At 47.9% G+C, this 21,155-nt stretch carries 18 protein-coding genes and 1 other annotated feature; all 18 genes read right to left on the bottom strand.

Going from position 1 to position 21,155, the window contains the following annotated elements; genetic code table 11:
- Nucleotides 1-24: 24 nt before the first annotated feature.
- The 18 genes from IEX98_RS06170 to IEX98_RS06090 all read right to left on the bottom strand — a co-directional run bounded on the left by IEX98_RS06170 (nt 25) and on the right by IEX98_RS06090 (nt 21,043).
- Nucleotides 25-1,188 carry a Ger(x)C family spore germination protein gene (locus IEX98_RS06170; protein ID WP_188888077.1) on the bottom strand — a complete coding sequence of 388 codons (1,164 nt, stop codon included), beginning with the start codon at nt 1,186-1,188 and terminating at the stop codon, nt 25-27.
- Complete coding sequence (locus tag IEX98_RS06165) at nt 1,166-2,293, bottom strand: GerAB/ArcD/ProY family transporter (RefSeq protein WP_188888076.1); 1,128 nt, start codon at nt 2,291-2,293, stop codon at nt 1,166-1,168. Before IEX98_RS06165 ends, IEX98_RS06170 begins: the two co-directional genes overlap by 23 nt.
- A gap of 5 nt (nt 2,294-2,298) precedes the next feature.
- Nucleotides 2,299-3,849 carry a spore germination protein gene (locus tag IEX98_RS06160; RefSeq protein WP_188888075.1) on the bottom strand — a complete coding sequence of 517 codons (1,551 nt, stop codon included), beginning with the start codon at nt 3,847-3,849 and terminating at the stop codon, nt 2,299-2,301.
- Between the two features lie 150 nt (nt 3,850-3,999).
- Nucleotides 4,000-5,640, bottom strand: a complete 1,641-nt coding sequence (metG, locus tag IEX98_RS06155) for a methionine--tRNA ligase (protein ID WP_188888074.1) — start codon at nt 5,638-5,640, stop codon at nt 4,000-4,002.
- Nucleotides 5,641-5,684: 44 nt separating this feature from the next.
- Nucleotides 5,685-5,949: a binding site (T-box leader), on the bottom strand.
- 118 nt (nt 5,950-6,067) lie between these two features.
- Nucleotides 6,068-6,637, bottom strand: a complete 570-nt coding sequence (locus IEX98_RS06150; protein WP_188888073.1) for an SF0329 family protein — start codon at nt 6,635-6,637, stop codon at nt 6,068-6,070.
- Between the two features lie 963 nt (nt 6,638-7,600).
- On the bottom strand, nt 7,601-7,984 hold the full coding sequence (locus IEX98_RS06145; protein WP_188888072.1) for a hypothetical protein: 384 nt from the start codon (nt 7,982-7,984) through the stop codon (nt 7,601-7,603).
- Nucleotides 7,971-8,120 (bottom strand): DUF559 domain-containing protein, encoded by a 150-nt coding sequence (locus IEX98_RS29415; protein ID WP_308421750.1) that lies wholly within the window; start codon nt 8,118-8,120, stop codon nt 7,971-7,973. The genes IEX98_RS06145 and IEX98_RS29415 overlap by 14 nt, the downstream gene beginning before the upstream one ends.
- 47 nt (nt 8,121-8,167) lie before the next feature.
- On the bottom strand, nt 8,168-8,413 hold the full coding sequence (locus tag IEX98_RS29410; RefSeq protein ID WP_308421749.1) for a hypothetical protein: 246 nt from the start codon (nt 8,411-8,413) through the stop codon (nt 8,168-8,170).
- Nucleotides 8,414-8,438: 25 nt separating this feature from the next.
- A complete protein-coding gene (locus IEX98_RS06135) occupies nt 8,439-9,461 on the bottom strand; it encodes a DNA cytosine methyltransferase (RefSeq protein WP_188888071.1) in 1,023 nt (340 codons plus the stop codon).
- 11 nt (nt 9,462-9,472) lie between these two features.
- Nucleotides 9,473-10,882, bottom strand: a complete 1,410-nt coding sequence (locus IEX98_RS06130; protein ID WP_188888070.1) for a protein NO VEIN domain-containing protein — start codon at nt 10,880-10,882, stop codon at nt 9,473-9,475.
- 16 nt (nt 10,883-10,898) lie between these two features.
- A complete protein-coding gene (locus IEX98_RS06125; RefSeq protein ID WP_188888069.1) occupies nt 10,899-11,951 on the bottom strand; it encodes a DNA cytosine methyltransferase in 1,053 nt (350 codons plus the stop codon).
- Between the two features lie 1,077 nt (nt 11,952-13,028).
- Nucleotides 13,029-14,354 carry an LLM class flavin-dependent oxidoreductase gene (locus IEX98_RS06120; protein WP_188888068.1) on the bottom strand — a complete coding sequence of 442 codons (1,326 nt, stop codon included), beginning with the start codon at nt 14,352-14,354 and terminating at the stop codon, nt 13,029-13,031.
- A 76-nt stretch (nt 14,355-14,430) separates the two neighbouring features.
- Nucleotides 14,431-15,216, bottom strand: a complete 786-nt coding sequence (locus IEX98_RS06115) for an amino acid ABC transporter ATP-binding protein (RefSeq protein WP_188888067.1) — start codon at nt 15,214-15,216, stop codon at nt 14,431-14,433.
- A gap of 30 nt (nt 15,217-15,246) precedes the next feature.
- A complete protein-coding gene (locus IEX98_RS06110) occupies nt 15,247-15,924 on the bottom strand; it encodes an amino acid ABC transporter permease (RefSeq protein WP_188888066.1) in 678 nt (225 codons plus the stop codon).
- Nucleotides 15,925-15,945: 21 nt separating this feature from the next.
- Nucleotides 15,946-16,776 carry a transporter substrate-binding domain-containing protein gene (locus IEX98_RS06105; RefSeq protein ID WP_188888065.1) on the bottom strand — a complete coding sequence of 277 codons (831 nt, stop codon included), beginning with the start codon at nt 16,774-16,776 and terminating at the stop codon, nt 15,946-15,948.
- Nucleotides 16,777-16,904: 128 nt separating this feature from the next.
- On the bottom strand, nt 16,905-19,190 hold the full coding sequence (locus IEX98_RS06100; protein WP_188888064.1) for an FAD-dependent oxidoreductase: 2,286 nt from the start codon (nt 19,188-19,190) through the stop codon (nt 16,905-16,907).
- Nucleotide 19,191: 1 nt separating this feature from the next.
- The gene (locus tag IEX98_RS06095) at nt 19,192-20,223 is read right to left on the bottom strand and encodes a Gfo/Idh/MocA family protein (RefSeq protein ID WP_188888063.1); all 1,032 of its coding nucleotides are present in this window, start codon (nt 20,221-20,223) and stop codon (nt 19,192-19,194) included.
- Complete coding sequence (locus IEX98_RS06090; protein WP_188888062.1) at nt 20,213-21,043, bottom strand: sugar phosphate isomerase/epimerase family protein; 831 nt, start codon at nt 21,041-21,043, stop codon at nt 20,213-20,215. Before IEX98_RS06090 ends, IEX98_RS06095 begins: the two co-directional genes overlap by 11 nt.
- Nucleotides 21,044-21,155: the final 112 nt, after the last annotated feature.

The raw sequence follows: 21,155 nt of genomic DNA, 5'->3' as shown, positions 1-21,155 counted from the left end.
CGCATAGCACATCTGCTATAACCATTAATCCAGCGCATTACGCGTCAGCATGCCAGAATTGACGATCTTCACCTGTACGTTCACCTTCATCGGAATCGATGAATACGTGTCCTCCCAGTCCTCCTTCAACTGCTTCCACTTCTGCGGATACCGGGTCCGAATGTCTCTCTCAAATAAAAATATATCTATTTTGCTTTGCTGAGTTTTCACGATTAACTGGCTGATCTCACGTTCTAACGTCTCTTCCAGGCCGGCCTTCATCTTCTCAAGCTCCTTCTTGCCCGACTCGTTCACGTCACTATAGATCTCGTCTGTGCTAACCGTGACATGGATATCAATTTCGGCAGAGACAGATGAATTTAATTTGAACTTGCTCGACTGCGAGACGGTTTTGAAGGTCGCAACCGTTCGGGAGCCTTCCTTCCAAAGGAGTGGCGTTCCCTGAAGGAGCTTCCCTCGAACGCACAGCCACAATCTCGTTTGTTGCCCATCAAGCTGATAGACAACACGATCACCTTGAAAGAAAGCCATCCCCTCAACCTTCAGAAGCGTGTTCTGGACACCTTTCTTAGAGGGACGGTCTTCCTTGGAGGAGACAGCATGCAGTATGGGCAGGAATGAGGTCATCTCCTCCGCCTTGTAGAACTGCATAAATTCGTTATAACTCACCTGTGTATATGTAGAGGCCCGATTACTGCTTGAGAGAACTTCCCTTAAATCGAAAGCAGGAATGGAAAAGAGCGTTTTAGCTTGCAGCAAGTCTTTTCCTTTCTTCTCAGCCACCAACAGAAACTTTGTCCGGCGGATTTGAAAGGTTCTTCCGACCTTATCGAGAATCTCGTGAATGCCCTCGCGCGCAACCTCATCCCCAATTACGACGGCTTCCAAGTGCGAATAGCTTGGCGATCTGGAGGAAATCTCGGTTAGCTTGCCCGCTACCTCCTCGATCGAATTTCCTTCGATAGTGTAGACTGTAATCGGCGTCTTGGTGAGATCAGAGGGAAACTGGGAGAAGGTTTCCGGATTCGCCCATTGAAAGGTGACCTCGTATTTCTGCCGGCTCCCTTTATCGATCGATAAAGCCGTCAAAAAGACAGTTTCATTAACTTCCCTGCGGTCCCAGCAGCCCGTCATGAGCAGACATCCGCATATCAGCAACGCAATTTTAAGCATTCGCGTTGTCCGCATAAGACATTCTCCTTCTCGCAATTAAGCAGGCTAACCCTAGAAGAAGGGGGATCCCGACCTGGAATACCAGCGACAAGTAAGTCCAATAATGCAGCATGAAATAGGAAAGCTTCTGTGTATTGTTTAAATAGAACAAGCTTAGAAAAAGAATGACGGCTCCGAATAGCAGCACGAGCCATTTGGAATCTGATCCATCAGACCGGCCGAGCAAGTGACGGATAGCGGTCAGGCAGCTTGTGAACAGAATACCGATAACCAGAAACATTGCAGCTCCCCAGACCGATACAAATATCGTCTCTACTCGCTCGAAGAAGGTGCCGAAATTAAACAAAGTAATGAGCTCAACCGTCGGGAACGTAAGCAATTCCAATTGATTAGGTGAGAAAACACCGACTTCCTCGATCACGATCAAGCTGGTCACACCGAAAGTGAGCATGCTTCCCCAGACCACATACTTCTTAGCGTATTTCATCTTGTCAGACGGAACAAATGCAAACAGCATCGTAATCACGATACTCTGGGTGAACGAAGTCAGATTGAACAGAGAGGCATAAAAAGTATTGGACCAGCGGTTTTCCCCAATAGGCAGGTAATTGGTCATCTCAACGCTCGGAAGCGTGCCCGCGAACAAAAGCAGCAATGTCACAAGCAGCGCAAGAATGACCAACGTACTCATTTTTCCTAAAACAATGATTCCTTGCGCTGCCCCGTACATACAAAACAAAACAATAAGAACAATGAACACAATGAGAGGCGTCATTGGCAGGAAGAGTGTCTTGAAGCTGGTTGCCAGCGTTTGAACATAAATTACGGTCAGGCAAATAAAGTATCCCAGGTATAAGATGCCAATGGCTTTCCCCGCCCAGCGGCCGAGCAAGAAGGACAGAAATTGAATCAGCGTGCGATTCGGGAATTGACCAGCCAGCCAGACCGCATATAGGCAAAAGAGAAATGCGGCCGAGGCGGCCAGCAAGGATGAGATCCACATGTCCTCATGGGCGAAACGAGCCATGATCGCAGGCGCAAATATATAGTTCTGGGTCGCGATGAGCAATGCGAGCAGGCCTGCTGCCTGCAACGGCGTCATTTTATCAGAAAGGTCCATTCTAATCACTTCCTGTTAGGTGGTGTTTGTGGAGAGTCAGGAAATCGAAGCCGGCTGCTGTCTTCCGCCAGATATTCGGAATAACTGTTGAGCTTGGGGGCGGGATAACGCAGCAGCGTGTCCCGCATCTCTTTTCTGCGAAATGGCGCCACCGGCGTCAAATAAGGTGCACCGACCGATTTGAGACCGGTTAAATGCAAGTATAGGAACATCATGCCGAAGACGATACCGAAAAAACCTAAAAAACCCGCAAGCAAAATGAAGATGAACCGGATTACACGGAGACCAATACCCAAACTGTAGTTAGGAATCGTGAACGAGCAAATGGCGGTGATGGATACGATGATAACCATCTGCGGACTGATGATGCCTGCGCTTACAGCGGACTCTCCGATAACTAACGCACCCACGATGCTGATGGTGCTGCCAACGATTTTGGGCAGACGAATGCCCGCTTCCCGAAGGATTTCGAAGGTGCCCTCCATAAGAAGCACTTCGACGATGGAAGGAAACGGAACCCGCTCACGTCCGGCAATAATGCTGTAGGTCAGGAAAGTCGGGAGCAAGTCGGGATGAAAGCTGCTCAGGGCGACGTAAAGCGAAGGCATAAAGATTGAAATCAGCATCGCAGTAAACCGCAGCATCCGAAAAAACGTACCCGCCCAAGCTGAGAAATTATAATCGTCTGGAGCATGGAGCAGCTCCAAGAAATTGATGGGACCATAGATCGTAAATGGCGTCCCGTCCACAATAATCGCGAATCCGCCGTTCAGCAGGTGATGAACGATTCGATCCGTACGCTCCGTCTTAGCCATAAGCGGAAACAAACTATACTGCCGATCTTGGATAAACTCCAGCAGCTGATGGCTGGACTGAAGGGCATCGAGTTCAACAGTCCCGATACGCTTCTCGAGCTCCTCAATAATGGCCGGATTAGCAACACTCTCTATATAAGCGACAACAACGCGCGTTTGCGTCAAATTGCCGATCGTATACTTCTTATTCTTGAACAACGGAGTACGAATGCGCTGACGCAAGAGGGCTACATTGGTATCCAGACTTTCATTAAAGCCTTCTTTGGCGCCGGAGGTGCTTGGTTCAGTAGACGGCTCCTCGATGGCCCGCTGGTAAACGAGCTTCGTTTGGAATAAATACGCATTCGTCTCTCCTTCGATAAAGAGAACTGCCTCTCCTTGCAGAAGCATGTAGGCGACCTGAGCCATGTCGGTTGTTTGTTTAATTTGTCCAATCGGAATGCACTGCTTCAACCGATCGAACAACTCCCTGTCTGTGTCCTCATGTTCGATTGCCTGATTCAAATATGGAAGCAGATCTCGTTCCAAGATGTTCGAGTTTACAATGGTATGGATATACACAAGGGCGGATGGTGCTGAGCCGGTGTTGTCATAACGGACGAAGAGATCATCGACATGTTGAAAATAGCTGGCCTTCAGCTGCTTAACGGCATCTTGAACGTGAACAGGGATAGCCGAAGACAAGGTCTCAAGCTGGCTTGTATAGTCCGTTATTCGCTTGTTGTCCGTGAACTCGGCCATACTGCCACCTCGTCTCTTTTTCCACTAAATTCCGTGTTATGATCCCCTAAATTTGGAATTCAATTCATGTGGAATAGCTGTATCACGCTGTCCTAGAGAAACTAAAAGAAACGAGCCATCGTTGAGAGATGGCCCGTTGTATTGAACTGACTATCGCTTTTGCCCCTCCAATGCGGCGGTTTCTTCCTCAATTCGGCCGATGTCGATCCGCTCGAACAAAAGCTTCAGATTATGAATTTCGCGGTGGGCTGAAACCGAGACTGTCGTCCATGATGGCTGCGGCAGGCTGAGAAATCCTCTAATTTGTTCGCAAGCAAAGGGGAGAAACGGATTAAGCAGATTGGCCAGATTCGCTATGATTTGCACGCAAGCGTTCAACGTGATGCCACATGTTGCCCGGCCTTCCTTGATCTGAACCCACGGCTTTTGCTCGTCAAAGAATTTGTTAGCCTGCCGAACGGAGCTGAAAATAAGCTCAATGGCTTCTTTTAACCGCCCCGCTTCGATCAGTGCTCCGGACTTGTCATAAAGCTGCTCGATTGCGGTTTCCCACTCCTCGCTGAGCTCGCCATCCGGAACAAGCCCTTCGAACGACTTGTCGATAAAGGCCAGCGTACGATTCACAAAATTGCCGAACGCGCCAAGCAATTCACCGTTGTGGCTATGAATGAATTCCCGCCATGAAAAATCGGTATCCCGGTTCTCAGGGCCGTTCGCAATCAGAAAGTAACGGATAGAATCTGGCTGATAACGGCTCAGCATATCCGGCACCCAGACTGCCCAGTTATTACTGGTCGAGAACTTCTTTCCTTCAAGGGTCATATATTCGCTGGATATGATTCGATCCGGCAAATGGAGTTCCCCAGCGCCCATGAGCAGTGCAGGCCAAATGACCGCATGGAATGGGATATTATCTTTGCCATGCACATAATAAGCGGTCAGCTCAGTCTGATCTAGAGACCAGAAGTCCTCCCAGCTGCCGCCTGTCTCGGCAGCCCACTGCTTACTGGCAGATAAATAGCCGCTGACGGCTTCGATCCAGACGTAGATTTTTTTATCCTCGAAGCCTTCAACCGGAACGTCCACACCCCAGGTCAAATCACGGGTAACGGCGCGATCCTGCAATCCTTCCTCTAAGTAGCGTCGGGTCAGCTGTAAGGCATTATCCTTCCAGCCTTGCGACTCGGCCGCGTACTGCGTCAATTCCGCTTGAAATCGGGAGAGCGCCAAATAGTAATGCTCAGTCGGACGATCAACGGGAGGATTGCCGCAGATTTTGCAGGTCTTGTCTGTCAGGTCAGACGGATCGAGCAGCGTCGAGCAGTAATCGCATTGATCGCCCCTGGCGCGATTGCCGCATACTGGACATGTCCCTTCCACGTATCGATCGGGCAGAAAACGTTGATCGGTCTCACAATATGTTTGCAGGACCGTCTTTTTATACAAATATCCATTATTCAGCAAGCTCAGAAACAGCTCTTGCACGACCTGATGATGAAAAGGCTGATCCGTGCGCGTGTATAGATCATAAGTGAATCCCAATTGCTGAAAGCAATCTACAAACTCTTGATGGTACCGGTCCGCGATGTCTCCTGGAGAGACGCCCTCTTGAATGGCTTGAACGGCAACCGGCGTACCGTGGCAATCGCTGCCTGATACGTACAGCACCTCTTCACCTTTCGCACGAAAATAACGCGCCAGCACATCTCCCGGCAATAAGCTTGCCAGCCTCCCTAAATGCAATGAACCGTTGGCATAAGGCCATGCCCCGCCGATAAATACTTTTCCCATGTAAGCCCCTCCTTTTTTGTGGACAAAACAAAAAGCCCTCATCCCAAAGGGACGAGAGCTGAACTCACGCGGTACCACCCAATTTTATCAAATGCCTTACGACATTGACCTCTTCAGGTACGACGCGGTTCGCGTTTATACCCTAGCACGTTAACGGGTGCGGGGTTCCGGCGCAGCCTACAACCACATGAGGTTTCGATGCGCAGCTCCAAGACCATATTCCCAAGGTTATTCTTTACCCCTTTTCAGCAGCCGGGGCTCTCTGTACAAAGACTTCGCCTTGGTACTCTTTCTCTTCATCGCTTTTTTCTGAATATTTAAGTTATTGGGATTATAAGGGATTGGGGGCGGGGAAGTCAAGGGGGAGCGATGGACAGAGCAACAGAAAAAGCGGCGTATACTGACGAGGGAATGTGTTAATTTATCTTCAGGACGTACTCACCCGTAGCTCATAAAAATACTGCACAATGGGATGCTTCTGCTTCATCTTATCTCTCATGTTCAAAATCCGCTTTTTCCCAACGCGCCTGTCAACTAAAGCCAGAACGTTCAATAAGATATCATCGCTCTCAATGCTTTCTTCGATAGAACTGGCTAGAAACTTAGTCGCGACAACGATAAAGTTTGATTTACTCAGTGTTGACTGTGCGGCCAAAAGCTCCTTGGCATGCACTTGTATTTTTCTATTTCTTGCAATTACCTTTAGGCGATCCTCCGGAACAGTCCCCTTGGTATCTTTTCTGACGGCTTCAATCTCTTCACTATTGATAGGAATTTGGATATCCGGGTCATTTTTAATATCCTGCTCCGTCTGATACCATCTAATGGGATTCGTTGCATCACTCATATTGAGTACGTTCTTCTTATCTACAGCAATATAACAAATTCCCGCTTTATCAAGTAAATAACGATAGCTGGTTGCACGGTATTCCACCCTTCCATATAACGCAGGACAGAGAAAGCTTTCTAGATTTTGTTTCAATTTGCTCCAAGCCAATGTTTTTCTCCTTATATTAAAAGTTAACTAATTAAGACGTCCTTCTATTATGCGATAATATTATAACTAATACACAATTCTATATATTAAACCCTACCCATCTGTAGAGGAGCCTGCCTGAAGACCACGCCCCACCGATAAACATTTTTCCCATCTTTTTTGTGGGCACACGTGGCACCACCCAATTTTGTGTCGCCTCGATAGGTAATAATCATACATATCCGGAACAACATGCTTATAAGAAAAAGGAAAGTATCAGAGTTAATTATATGCATCGACCCTAAACCTTCTGTCCTCTTTTCATATGAAGAGAGGCTCGAATTCTCCAAATGATTGAAAACGGTAAATCGCAAAAATCCACAACTTCTGACAGTTGTGGATTTCTATGGTGGAGACAGATTGTCAATTTACGCCATTTATTAATAGTTATATGATTATCATCAATCTAGAAAGTTATCAGTATATTCCTCAAGCCATTTAACACAAACTCTAAACAACATAAAGTCATCATCTGCTATTTCTTTTGCATGTGCATCTGCACGATACTTGTTAACCATTTTCATATGCAAATCAACTTTTCCCTGTCCCTAAAGTGCGTGGTACATATGAAGAAATATCGGTATCAAGTAAAGTATGTCCCGTAAAGTCAACTGCTAAGACAACGCCGTCATTGAGAACTTCTTGGCATCATGAAATCTGAATTTCTGTTTTCAAAAAATTTGAAGGTATCGCACATTAAAAGGCATGAGTCCGGTACAACACCGCACACACTCCCAGCTAATCGCCTAGCTTTATAATATGTCTATCTTTATGGGGTCACTTCAATGCGGATTAATTTTACATGGCGGAGGTGAGGCGATTGGTCCCCTTGTCCAAATATTTCGCTACACTTCTAAGGGTGTACTCACAATATTAATATCAAGCAAACTGAGTAAGACAACCTCTGTTTTATTCTACTTCTCTTCAGATGTTGAGCCACTCACGTTCCTCCTTATTACAAACTACATTAACATCATCAATTTTCAGAAGAAATTCTGTTGGTTCATACAACCTAAGTACAGTCTTTTTTTCCTTTAACATGATAGAGTTCAATCGACCCCATATTCTAGGAATACTTAAAGCTAAGTATCCTGAATCCCATCTGTAATTCTTAATATCCTCAGGTTCTACGGTAATTCGTTTTGAATCTTCTTTTAAATTACTAATATGTTTAAGTTCAAATTCACTGTAGTTAAAATAGAGACAATTGGTAGTACTATCAATTTCTTTTGATTCAGTTTTCAATAATAAACATGTAGGTATTCTCTTAATACCTTTATTCTCATAATACAATTCAAGCTTTGCCATTAAAGCCACCCTTTACTTGCTTCTCATTATCAATCAATTTAATAATTGTATCAATTACTAATGTTATATCTTGTTTTATTTCATGCTCCCAGAATCTAAGTATTGACCAGCCACGATCCTTGTAGTAATTAGTCACCTTAACATCGCGCACTTTGTTTCTATTTATTTTATTTGACCAATAATCTACATTTGTACTAGGTAACCTATAGTGAATTGGGCAACCATGCCAAAAGCATGAATCCAAAAAAATAACGAGCTTATATTTTTTATTGATATATCAGGACTACCGTACAAATCTTTTACATTTCGGCGGTATCTTATCCCACTTTGCCACAGTTCCTTTGCAACTTTGTTTTCAAGAGTTGTTCCTTTAGAACGTATTGCACGCATATTTTCACTTCTGGCACCCGTACTGAGATTATCAGCCATTCTATTCTCACTTCTTAATAAAAAATTAGCTTATCTTGATTAATGCTACTTCATTGCATTCTTCTGCTCTTTTTAAGGTCTCAGCAAGTTCCTTTGCAACTTGCCACATAAGAACAGGCGGTATTGCGTTACCAAGAGCTCTATATTGTGTACCTTCAGATCCAACAAGCTGAAATGAGTCAGGAAAAGATTGAATACGCGCAACTTCTCGCGGAGTAAATCTGCGATAATTACCGTTTATCATAAGAACAGGGTCCGTGCTGTTCAAACTTACTTTAGCTAAATGAGCTCCAACTGTATTACACGGTCTATCCAATTCCTGCGCTCTTCCTTTATTCATATCCTTTTTGGCGTTTAACATACCTTGCACAGCCTTTTCACTAAAAAAATACTTCTCATCAACTTCCGATTCTGAAAATATTATATCACCTAAAGGAATGTGCTTCTTCCGATTATTCTCTCCCCTTTGGTTGTGCGTAGGCTCGGGAAAAGAAAACTCTGATTGTATGTCATTTCGAATACCTACAATGATTACACGGTATCTATTTTGAGGAACTCCGTAGTCAGCAGCGTTTAGTACTTCATACTTTACTTTATACCCACACTTCGAAAACGCATCAATAATTAAAGAAATCGCTTCCCCTTTGTTAGCAGATAGGAGACCCTTCACATTTTCAGCGATAAAAGCTTTCGGCTGCTTATCACGAAGTATTCTGCACATCTCAAAGAACAGCATTCCTGATTCATCATTTTTTATACCTAATCGCTTTGGATTCTGTGCCACAATTGAGAAAGAAACACATGGAAATCCGCCTACAAGAACATCATGTTTTGGAATCTCATGATCCTTGACATTCCTTATGTCACGCACATCTGCCTCGGCAGAAAAGTTTCCATTAAAAATATCAGCAATTTTCTCGTTAATCTCGTTCGCATATACAAGACTAAAGGGTAAGCGAGAATATCTCTTTTTCATGAAAGTGAATCCGCCCTTTAAGCCAAGGTCACCGCCGCCACAACCTGTAAATAAAGATGCAAGGGTGTACATAATACATCATCCTATCTTAGTAGTTCTACTTCCTGACCGCATTTACTAGGATCAATAGTTACATCTACACCGTCTCTGACTGAAATGTCAATATTCCCTAATTTGTATTGAGCTATTGGATCCTTAATCAATCTAAGTTTTATACTTCCTTTTGTAACCATCAAACGATATACATAATATTTCTCACCGTAGGACTTCGCTGCATCCCACTCGTTAGGCGTAAGATGAAATCGTTTGAAGTCAACTGGCTTTGGGCTAGCAGTTGTCTTAACTTCAATTAATCTTTTTACTGCATCAGCTTCTACTGAATTAATATCGTATCCAACAGCATAAACAGGGGGGATTAACTTAATCAAGTGTTTTAAGTCAGGCCGTCCTTCATTCGATATCCTAATTCGTTCGTGCTGAATGATTAAGCTCTCTCCAACCGATCCGATAACACCTGTACTACTCATTTCTCCTGCTTCGATGATATCATCAATACTTTCAACCTTTTGCTTCAATGCTTCATAATTCTCAGTAGATCCATCTGAAATAAGTGCAAGAATATCAGTATCGAAAAATGAGTCTTCTCTGTCTGTATTAAAGTACTCAACCCATTTCAGTTCAAGCTTTTTCACATCTTCTAGTGTGACACTACTGACTGATGGCAACTGAGCATAATAATCAAAATGATCGCTAGGTGCTGGACTTAGAAATCTTTGAATGGTTAGATCTTCAACATGATTGATGTAATACATGTTATTCTGCCGCTTGACGAGTAAGTTTGCTTGAACGGCATAGTCCAGGATGTCACCTGCGTATCGAATAGCATCTCCTTTCCAATTATACAGCATATCGACTTCACGATTATCCATAATCAATTTCCATGTATCTAAAATCTCTCTATTGTCTCTAGTTACTCGGAGATCATTAAATATGCAATGTGTAGCCTCTGCCTTGTTTATACCTGCGCGTTTTCCAGTGTCCTGTTCAGCCCTATTCAGCATATTAAGAATGTAGTGAACAGGTTTAAAATCCACCTCGTGTTTTATAAATTCAAGATTGTTCTTAGGCTTTACAAAACCTCCAGGATACTGAAAGTGATAGCAGAACAACTTAAAGAACTTAACTAAATCCTGCTGAGTTGCAAGTTCAACAGCTCTTTTACTTGGAATAGAGAACTCGCCATCATCAATAATGAAGCCAAAGAGTGCATCGATTTCTGTCCTCCAGTTATCAACTGTTTTCTTTTTACTGGTAATATTTTCGCCATATCTTCTTATTGCATTATTTAACGCACGTTTGAACACCTCATTACGTTGCTTTCCAATTGCAGTTATCTCAGTAGCAAGGTAGATGAGTACATCCTCAATTTCAGTTTTAAATCTTGGACGGGGATGATGTAATCTTAGGAAAAACTGATTGGGTATCTGATACAATCTAATTCATCTCCTGTTACGAAAGATATGGTTTTAAAGCATCAGCTATTACTTTTGCTAATAATGGAGGCACTGCATTGCCAACTTGACGATATTGTTGAGTTCGATTGCCTAAAAATACAAAATCGTCAGGGAATGATTGAAATCGTGCATTTTCTCTCACAGTTGGCACTCTGTTACACTTGAAGTGAAAATGATGCCGATGTCCCGTATCAATTGTAGGCGCTGGTTTTTGGCTATGATATCTTGTCCAAGCAACATTAAATCTTCGTGTACCTTTATATTCTTCAGGAAGATCTTTATAATTACCTCCCTCAGGAACTAGCGAAATTATTTTTTTAGTTACTTCACTATGGTTCGTAGCTTGATGATTTAGCACATGATTTGAATTCCTGCGTGCATATTGTTGAAATTCATTCATTGGTTTACTTATATAATGCTCTATTTCGTTTCCAAAACTGTCTTCTAACAGAGGGAGATCACTTATCGCCTGTTCAGCAGTAATCCATTCATGCTCAAAGAAATGTGTTTGTATTGGAAATTGAAACTTCTTATCGCTGCCTTTAATTCCGACAAAGAAAACTCTTCTCCGTGCTTGTGGCACGCCAAATTCAGCGGCATTAAGGACTTGGTAAGAAACAGTATAACCTAGGTTAGCAAACTCCTCTAGAATACTTTCTTTTATAGCACCTTTATAAAGCCCTATAAGACCAGGTACGTTTTCAATAACAAAAGCTTTAGGTTGAATTTCTGCTACAAGTCTGATGTACGATAGATAAAGTTGATTTCTAGGATCGTGAAATTTTCGAGGGCCAGATAACGACATTCCTTGACATGGCGGGCCGCCTACAATCACATCAATTTGTTTGCCGCCAATTTTCCCATAAATGTCCTCTGCCGTTATTTGCGTAATATCACCATGAACTCCTAACGATCCCTTATGATTATGTTCAAAACTCTTAACCGCAGCTTCATCAAAGTCCAAGCCAAGAAGAGTTTGATAATCAGCTAGTTCAAATCCATAGGATAGACCTCCGCAGCCACTAAATAAATCGATTATATTGTACATTTACGCATCACCTTCAATAGTTATATGTCTTCTTATTCTATCAAAAAATGCACCTGTAATCAGTATTATTTTCGTTAGGTTATTCTTTACAGTATAATTCACTATGTTAGTGTAGTATTCAGCAAACGAAAGACCCTGAGAAGGAAACCTTCTAGGGTCTTTTCATATTCCAGCCTAGTACACTTTATCTTTTAGTTGCTGAACAGACAGAAGCGATAGTTCGCATATTTGTTTACTCTTTCTATTTACTGCTAAGTATCGTTCATCACTTATTACAATGTTAAACTTCCAGTGCTCTCGAATACTAGAAGTATATACAATGCTTTCCTCGGTAATCATCGAATTAACAAAAAGACTTAGGTTTGCCCATAATAAATTTTCTTTAAATCTGACTACTAAGTGCCCGTTCATCTCTTGTGCTATGTACCGATTCAAATTAGCCCGACGGATATCAAACCATTGATATTCATTCTGTGACGAGGGCGAAAGGACGAAAATCCTATCTCTTCTAAATATTGTAGTATTACTAAACTGCTTTAACTTCAGATCATTGATAAGTACTGACTTATTCACATTCATAGATATTGCATTATTACCCAATTTTGCAACCCCCTTCCGAATTTATCAAACAATCAATTGTAATGTAGCTACTCTTTCATTTCTCATTATTCAGAATGTTCGCTATGTCCCAGCAACTTTATGTCACTAATTGAGATCTTATTATTATTTTAGTGGTTGCCACACTAAACCACCACATATTTCTAGTTGATTACTATTACTCCTGATAAATAGTCATAGTTTCAGTAACATAAAAGTATTACCCTACCACCATAGAACTTCTTTATTAAATCGCAATAGATCGTTTAACATCATGGTAAAACCGTAATTAAACTCAATATATTCCACAAGAGAACGATAATCTTTCTATTATGGAAGGTACTTTAATTAATCTCCTAGTTCCCCAAACCAGACACAAAAAAGTAGGAGCCTGATATTCCAGATTTCCCCCTAAGAATCACTACCGCACTTAACGAAATAAATTCTATAGTTACTCAAAAAAACCCAGGCACTCTCCCTCTATCCTCGCTCATACCGGTTCACCGGCACCTTCAACCCCAAATTCCCTCGCAGCGTATCGCTCTCATAATCTATTCTAAACAATCCCCGCTGCTGGAGAATCGGCACGACCAGCTCCGTTACGTCGGCCAGCGTGCCTGGTACATCGCTATGCAAAATAAATCCGTCGGCAGCCCCAGTCTCGAACCACTCCTGCATGCGGTCGGCCACTTCTTCCGGCGAGCCGAAAAATTCGGGCTTCGAGCCGGAGAACTGCAGCACCGTCTGGCGCAGCGTCAAGCCGCGCTCCCGTGCCTCCCGCTTCACGCGGTCGGTGAAGCTCTGGAAGCTTTTGCGCCCCAGCTCCCCCACATCCGGGAAAGGGCCGTCCAGCGGATATTGCGTAAAATCGTAAAAATCGAAAAACTGCGCAAAGTATTTCAGCGCCTGTTCGAACGTCTTTAATGAAGCGAGCTTAGCGTACTTCTCCTCCGCCTCCTCCCTCGTCCGGCCAACCACGATGCTTGCGCTAGGCATCACGATCAACTGATCAGGGTCACGTCCCGCTTTACCAGCCTTGCGCTTCAGTTCCTTATAGTACCGCCGAGCTTCTTCCAAATTGGTAATGCCCGGCATGACCGCATCGGCATGAACCGCCGAGAAGTTCTGCCCGTCCGTCGAAGAGCCCGCTTGAAAAATAACAGGCTGACCCTGCCGCGATCGGCTAATGTTAAGCGGCCCCTTCACCGCGCAAAACTCCCCGCGGTGATTCAGCGTGTGCAGCTTGTCCGCATCGAAAAAGACACCGCTCTCTTTGTCCCTTACAAACGCGTCATCCTCCCACGAATCCCATAAACCGCGTGCAACGTTTAAATACTCCGCCGCCATCCGGTAGCGCTGATCATGCCCCGGATGCTCCGCCTCCGACTTGCCAAAGTTAAGCGCCGCTGCTGACATGCCGGTAGTTACGACGTTCCAGCCCGCCCTTCCGCCGCTAATATGGTCGATGGAAGCGAGCTGTCGAGCGCTTGTATAAGGATCGCTGTATGTCGTAGACAAGGTGCCGACCAAGCCAATATGCGAGGTAGCGACCCCCAGCGCAGACAGCAGCGTCAACGGCTCCAGATGATTGACGAAGTGGGGCGTCGAATTCTCGTTAATATGCAGAACATCGGCGATAAACACAAGATCCAGCTTGCCTGCTTCCGCAATTAAAGCCTCCCGGCGGTAAAAATCGAACGTAATGCTCGCATCCGGCCGGACATCGGGGTGGCGCCATGCGCTTACACTGGACCCGACGCCGTGTATCATCGCACCAAGCTTAATTTGTCTGCGTTTGGACGTCATTGCTATCACCATCCATTTCGTCGTAGTTGTCCTTCAGCTTCAACTCCAGCTCATACTCCCGTATTCGACTGAACGCTTAGTTTCCAGTAAGCACAGAGTCAGAGGAGGAAGCTGCAGCTCCCCGATCGAAGCGGCTCAAAAACTGCCTCACCCGCTCATTGCGGCTCCCTTCGAATATATACTCCGGCGTCCCTTCGTCGGAGATCATGCCATTCTCCATAAAGATGACACGATCCCCGACCTCTCTGGCAAAATTCATCTCATGCGTCGCCACGATCAGCGTCATCCCTTCGCGGGTCAGCTCCTTCATTACGAGCAGCACTTCGCCGACCAGCTCAGGATCAAGCGCTGACGTCGGTTCATCGAACAGCAGAATCGCCGGCTCCATCGCAAGCGCTCTGGCAATGCCCACCCGCTGCTGCTGGCCGCCGGACAATTGCGCCGGATAGCGGTCGGCAAACTCGCCTAGCCCCACCTTGGCAAGCAGCGCTTTGCCACGCTGCGCGGCGTCGGAGCGGTTCCATCGTTTAACGACGATGAGTCCCTCCATCACATTTTCCAACGCGGTCCGGTGAGGAAATAATTGATGGCTCTGGAACACCATGCCGGTCTTCTGCCGAAAACGGGTCAATTCGCGGATTCGTTTCTTTCCTCCATCTCCGAAACCCATCTCCAGACCGTCTAATTCAAGCCTGCCGGCATCGGGAATTTCAAGCAAATTGACACAGTTCAGCAGCGTCGACTTTCCGGAACCGGAAGGTCCGATTACAATAGTCGTCTGCCCTTTGGCAACATGCAGATCGATGCCCCGAAGCACCTCAGTCGTTCCAAAGCTTTTACGCAGCTGCGAGATCGTTAACATAGCAGTATCCTCCTCCTTCCTTCCCCTCTGTCATAGGGAGTACTTCCCGAATTTCTTCTCCAGCCGATGCTGTCCGATCGTCAGTACAGAGCAAATCGCCAAATAGTAGGCGGCGGCTACGATATAGAGCAGCATCGGTTCGAACGTAGTCGCTGCAATCTGCTTCGCCACACCGAATAAATCCGGCAAGGTGACAAGCGCTGCAAGCGACGAGGTTTTGAACAAGCTGATGAACTGGCTGCCTAGCGGCGGGATGCTAATCCGGGCGGCCTGCGGAAGGATGACCCGACGCAGCACCTGGAAAGGGGTCATCCCCAAGGAATAGCCTGCCCGCCATTGCCCTTGTGACAGTGACTTGATCGTAGAACGCATAATTTCCGAACTATAGGCGGCCTCCGATACGGTAAGTGCGATAACGACTGTCGGAAATGCCGGAAGCACGACGCCCACGCTTGGCAAGTCGTAGAAGATAATGAACAATTGCACGAGAATCGGCGTTCCGCGGACGATCCACACGTAGAACCGGGCTGGCGCCCGCAAGTAAGGCTTAGACGACAATCCGGCCAATGCGATAATCAGTGCAAATACGAGCGACAGCCCAAACGAAAGAATCGACAGCGGTATCGTATATTTGAGCATTCCCTGCAGCAGCGGCCACAGGGAGTGGAGGAAAACGTCCCATAATCGTTCTGCGCGCTCCTGACTCATGCCGTTTCCCCCCTTTCCTGCTTATTTCAATACATTTTCTCCAAACCATTTGACCGACAGCTTCTCGTACGTGCCGTCCTCCTTGACGCCCTTCAGCGCTTCGTTAAAGGCCGCTTCAACCGTTCCGTCTCCGCCCTTCACGAGCGGCAATGCCACAATCTCCTGTGTGTCTGCTTCGTCGGCTGCCCGCAGCTTCAAGTCCGGACGGCTTTTCTTCAGTTCAAGGAAATATAAATTGTTGAAAATGATTGCGTCAACCCGTTTCGTTTTGAGCAGCTCCAGGCTCTCCCCTTCAGGAACGAGCACCGCGCCGTAGGATTCGGCCAGCTTGCCGTAAATGCTCGTATTGTTGCCGTACACTTTCTTCCCTTTCAAATCCTCGAAGCTGTTAATATCCTTCGTCTCGTCCAGCACGATCAGCGTCGGGTACGAAATCAGGTACGGATCGGCAAAATCATACTTCGCCTTACGCTCCTCTGTTACCCCGATCTGATGAATGGAATCGAAGCGGCCCGCATCCAGACCTGCCAGCATGCCATCCCATTCCGCTTCCTTGAACGTCACCTTCACGCCATCCACCCGGTTCCAAACCTCAGTTAACAGCTCGATATCAAATCCCGTCAACGGACGGTCACTGCTTTCCTCGTGAAAAGCATAAGGCGGATACGTCCCCGTAGTTGCGATAATAAATTCGCCTTTTTCCTTCAGCTTGTCCAGCGAGGTCTTCTCGGCTGCAGCCGGGCTAGCGGATGGCGAACCCTCGGATTTATTGTCTTTTTCACTAGAGCAGCCGGATACGGCTAACGCCAGAATTAATACGGTAAGGATAAAGATGCCTTTTACTTTCAACATTTCAATCGCTCCTTGGCTGTTTAATTACGCGTGGCCTCTCGCATGCCCACATCATATTACTTAGTTAACCTAGCTGTAAAGTAGGTTTTTAAAGGATGCCAATATACTGTTATGGGATGACAATCCCGTTATATTTCGTAGCAGCGTACCTCATATATTGAAGCTTCTGTACCGCCATTCGTCTCGTGTACGACGATCCGAATCCGTTCCGTCACTATCTGTTCCGGCAGACGGTGGGAGACATGCCGCTGATAATTGTCCAAAATCTCCAGCACTGTCCGCCAGCCTTTCCCGTCCCACGCCTCGATGCTATAGTTACGCGGACAATCGGGCTCGCGGAAAAAAGCAGGATACCGGTTATGGTCCTGCAGCAGACTGCCGGGAAACGTCAATTCTACCGTTCCAATACGCTGCGGCTGGCTCCAGCGCAGCTCCAGCCATTGCGGCAGCGGCTGCCCCTTCGCCGAGCGCCACAAATTGGCAGCCCGATGCGGCCGGGCTACGCCGTTCGTCACGTTGGCCGCAGCAAACACCGGCTGTGGCGGTGATACTGCAAAGCTCATCGTAAGTCCATCCGCATGGCTCCGCAGACGACCCGGCTCCAGCTCGCTTGCCGAAGGGAGCGCCTGCTGTACGCTTGCTGCGTGATGCCAGAACAGTTCCTTCGTTCCGAGCAGATCAAGACGGATATATCCTTCATCAGGGAAACCTCCCTGATCATCGCCTCCTGCTTTCAGCGGCCAATACTGCCAGCCCGCATAGCCTGCTGGAACCTCCAGCCGGGCAGCAGCCAACGGTTGATGCTCGGTATCCGGCTCAGCCGTGAAGTCCTCCCCCGCAACAATTCCGCTCCCTTTCACCTCATAATCCCAAATATGCTCGGACCGATGAAGCTCCAATCTAAGCTCCTGAGGCTGATCTGCTTCATTCTTAATCCACATCCCGATTCGTTCAAGCGGGCCGCGCACTGCCACCCATTGACTCCGCCGGATATCCAGCGAATCCGCAGCACCATGATCCGGCTCCACCTCCGCTAACAAGTCCTCGCTGCTGGCGACGACAGCTTCGGCTAAGCGGGCAAGCTCAATCGGATCGGCATTCTCGACGTTCGGCAAGAAGCATCCGCGCCGAAGCAGCGTTTGCTGCACCTCGGCGATCGCCAGTTCGGGCACATCGGTAATGGCGATTCCCCGCCGCAGCGCAACAGCCGCAGCGGTTCCAGCGGCTTGCCCAATAATCGCGGTCGTAGACATGACGCGAACCGTGCCCAAAGCTGCATGCGTCACACTGACGTTGCGGCCAGCCATCATCAGATTGTCTATATCTTTGGCGATCAGAATACGCAGCGGAATTCCGTATGGACTAATGATTTCGCTTGCGCCCGGCAAGTCGCTCGTCGGCGCCAGCAGCCCACCCGGGATGTGCAAATCCAGATACCAGCCGCCGAAGGCGACCTCATCGGGAAATTTCGTCCCCTGCTGCACATCATGCTCAGTCATCAGATAACGCCCCATAATGCGGCGGCTCTCTCTTTTGCCCGGCACCTGACCGATCCAATCGAGCGCGTAATTCGCCGCTTTGTCGCGAGTCAGCGGGTCTTTGTTTTTGATCCAATCCCATACGCCCAGAACATGCCGCGTAAGCTCATGCCGAATCGTCTCGTTGTCATGAATGGTATCCCACGGTGTTCCTAGTTCAAACCACCAGTAGCCGGCCTGGATATCATGAGGCTTGCGATTATGCTTGTAGAAGAAAGACGGATCATCATACTTCGCTGCCCACTCCGGCGCTCGGTAAGGAGCCGGCCTGCCCGTATCCCGCGCCCGAAAATGAATCGAGCTGCCCATCGTATCGCCGCTCTCCAACTCCGGTGCATGCGGCTCTCCATACTCATCCCGGCCCTCCGAGCCCATTCGCCATTCATTGCCCGCCATCGCTGCAACGGTACCATCGCCGGTACAGTCGATAAAGACACGCCCTTCAATGCGCAGCTCCGTCTCCGTTCCCAGCACATGGCCGGATACAGCGGCAATCTCACGTTCTCCGGACAAATGCACCTCCCGAATGACGGTATTCAAATAAAGGGTCAGGTTATCGGTCTGGACCGCCAAATTGTATAACGTCATGTCCCATACGCTGTTCGTCCAGCCGTTATTGTGAAACTGCTCATGATTGCTCGCGCGATCCTCAATCGTCAGCTCACTCACAATTCCCGTCTCGCGGGCATACGCATGGAAGCGCCCTGCGCCATGCGGCGTTACACGAACCTCCGATGAGCTGTTGCCGCCCAGTACCGGGCGATCCTGCAGCAAAGCCGTTGCCGCTCCTTCGCGGGCCGCCGCTATCGCTGCACTAAGACCGGCCAATCCGCCGCCGATCACAACGACGTCGTACGATGCCGTTTTTCTGTTCATCTTACGCCTCAACCCTCTCTATAAGCGCTCCCGTGTATCGGGTCGCCCTTTGATAGACTGCTTCCGCCACTTCAACGGATTGAATGGCCGTGACAATCCCGCCTGTCGGCTTCCTTCCAGCCCGAAGGGCATTGAAGAAGCTGGCATTCTCCTCATAAAAACCGTTCACGACGTACGGCTCTTCCAGTCCGGCAACCGCAGCACCTTCATCATCCGCTATCCGCCCATTGCCCGACCAAAGCTCGACGCTGCCCGGCGAGTCATATGAGGTCCAGAAAGGCAGCTTCAGCCGCAGCGTCACGTTCTCGCCCAGCAGCTCGGCCCGCTCATAGACTGCCCCTGCAACCGGATAGTAGTTCAGGCTGAACGTAGCGCCCGACCAAAACTCTCCTGCCAGCGCCACATTCGTTACGCCCGCTCCCAAATGAGGAAGCTTTCTGTAGCGCAGACGAATATCCCGATAGTCTGAGCCTGCAAGCTCGCGCAGCGTATCGATTCCGTGAATGAGCGTCACCGAAGCGTCCTCATCATCCGTCCGGCCCACCCGGCCAATATTGTACGCCAGATGATGAAGCCGGCCTTCGTCCATCCATTGCTCAGCAAGACTGCGTGCCTGTACTACAATCGGCATATACCGGCGGTTAAACGCCACCCGGTTCGGAATCTCACTTCCATCTGAACGCCGTGCAGCGGCGGAAATTTGCAGCGCTTCCTCCTTCGATACACCGGGCGGCTTCTCCATCAGCAGCGGATACCCTTTCTCCAAAATCGCCGCGGCGCTCGCCGCAATATACGGCGCAGGCACGAGCAGACAAACCGCATCTGGACGCTCCTTCTCCAGCGCCTCCTCCACTTGATCGTAGGTCCGGGCGAATCCGAATTCCTCCGCGAAAGCGGAAGCCTTCTCCCGGTCAATATCTACGCAGGCTGCCAGCTCCGTAACCGGATGCTCCGCAGCATAACGACGGTACGCTGGTCCATGACCGCGCCAAGCGATGCCGCCGCAGCCGACGACACATATTTTAAAAGCCATCCGCTTCTCCCTCCTTGGACAATGGTTCTGCGAGCCTCAAAGCTTCCCGTTCCCTAGGCAAATGAATGTCATAGGGCTCCCATTGGAACCATTCCCCGCTTAAATAACCGGTAAAGCCGATAGCCCGCAAGCTGCGAATGACTTCGGCATGCCGGATGTCCCCGCTGCCGATCGCCCGGTAATCCGGATGCCCGTTCGCCCTTGAGCCAGCCACTCCGTCATGCACATGCACATGTTTAATCCATGGACCAAGCATCCGCACGACCTCTCCCGGCAAAGCTCTGCCTTCATGCTGCGTATGGAGCACGTCCCACAGAACGCCCAGACTCGGGTGATTAGCGCGCCTGAGCAAATCGGCAAGTACATGCGGGGCCGACCAGTCATCATGGGTTTCCAGAAGCAGCATGACGCCTTCGTCAGCCGCAATCGGTGCCAGCCGTTCTAGAGCGACGAGTACTCTGCTCAAAGATTCATCCCATGCGCTTCCCGGAACGAGTCTGCCGCAAAACAATCGTACGTAAGGGATGCCCATATCCCTTGCCAGCAAAATAGCTTGAGCTGCCGCCGTTATTTGGTCTTCCTGATCTTCCGCAGTTGTGAATCGGCTGGAGATGCCAAGCGCTGTCAGCGCTACACCCGCTTCCTCCGCTTCATACCGGAGCTCCGCACGACGCTCTGCGTCAGCTGTCGTCTCAATGCCGTGAGCATGACCGGCCCCGCTACGGATTTCCAAGCCGTCATATCCATATTGGCGTGCCGCCTCTAACAACTCTGCCAGCGAAAGATGCGGGGCGGAGGCTGTGTTAAATGCATATTTCATCCCTTTTCCTCCCTGTAGGTTCTATTGCAAAAATAGCTGCCAGTTGATGCGAAAATTGGGCAGGCGGAAATAACCGGTGCAGAGCTGCGTTGCTCCGCTTACCACCGGCGTT

Origin of the sequence: Paenibacillus radicis (ex Gao et al. 2016) (assembly GCF_014641555.1) — a bacterium.
Taxonomy (GTDB): Bacteria; Bacillota; Bacilli; order Paenibacillales; family Paenibacillaceae; genus Pristimantibacillus; species Pristimantibacillus radicis.
Note: the sequence above shows the minus strand (reverse complement) of the source record. Positions and strands in the feature narration are given on the sequence as shown.

Coding starts and splice junctions, on each gene's coding strand:
- IEX98_RS06135 (WP_188888071.1), bottom strand. CDS start 9,461: ATGTACACCCTTGCATCTTTATTTACAGGTTGTGGCGGCGGTGACCTT.
- IEX98_RS06145 (WP_188888072.1), bottom strand. CDS start 7,984: ATGGCAAAGCTTGAATTGTATTATGAGAATAAAGGTATTAAGAGAATA.
- IEX98_RS06100 (WP_188888064.1), bottom strand. CDS start 19,190: ATGAACAGAAAAACGGCATCGTACGACGTCGTTGTGATCGGCGGCGGA.
- IEX98_RS06115 (WP_188888067.1), bottom strand. CDS start 15,216: ATGTTAACGATCTCGCAGCTGCGTAAAAGCTTTGGAACGACTGAGGTG.
- IEX98_RS06110 (WP_188888066.1), bottom strand. CDS start 15,924: ATGAGTCAGGAGCGCGCAGAACGATTATGGGACGTTTTCCTCCACTCC.
- metG (WP_188888074.1), bottom strand. CDS start 5,640: ATGGGAAAAGTATTTATCGGCGGGGCATGGCCTTATGCCAACGGTTCA.
- IEX98_RS06090 (WP_188888062.1), bottom strand. CDS start 21,043: ATGAAATATGCATTTAACACAGCCTCCGCCCCGCATCTTTCGCTGGCA.
- IEX98_RS06125 (WP_188888069.1), bottom strand. CDS start 11,951: ATGTACAATATAATCGATTTATTTAGTGGCTGCGGAGGTCTATCCTAT.
- IEX98_RS06170 (WP_188888077.1), bottom strand. CDS start 1,188: ATGCGGACAACGCGAATGCTTAAAATTGCGTTGCTGATATGCGGATGT.
- IEX98_RS06160 (WP_188888075.1), bottom strand. CDS start 3,849: ATGGCCGAGTTCACGGACAACAAGCGAATAACGGACTATACAAGCCAG.
- IEX98_RS06095 (WP_188888063.1), bottom strand. CDS start 20,223: ATGGCTTTTAAAATATGTGTCGTCGGCTGCGGCGGCATCGCTTGGCGC.
- IEX98_RS06120 (WP_188888068.1), bottom strand. CDS start 14,354: ATGACGTCCAAACGCAGACAAATTAAGCTTGGTGCGATGATACACGGC.
- IEX98_RS06105 (WP_188888065.1), bottom strand. CDS start 16,776: ATGTTGAAAGTAAAAGGCATCTTTATCCTTACCGTATTAATTCTGGCG.
- IEX98_RS29410 (WP_308421749.1), bottom strand. CDS start 8,413: ATGGCTGATAATCTCAGTACGGGTGCCAGAAGTGAAAATATGCGTGCA.
- IEX98_RS06165 (WP_188888076.1), bottom strand. CDS start 2,293: ATGGACCTTTCTGATAAAATGACGCCGTTGCAGGCAGCAGGCCTGCTC.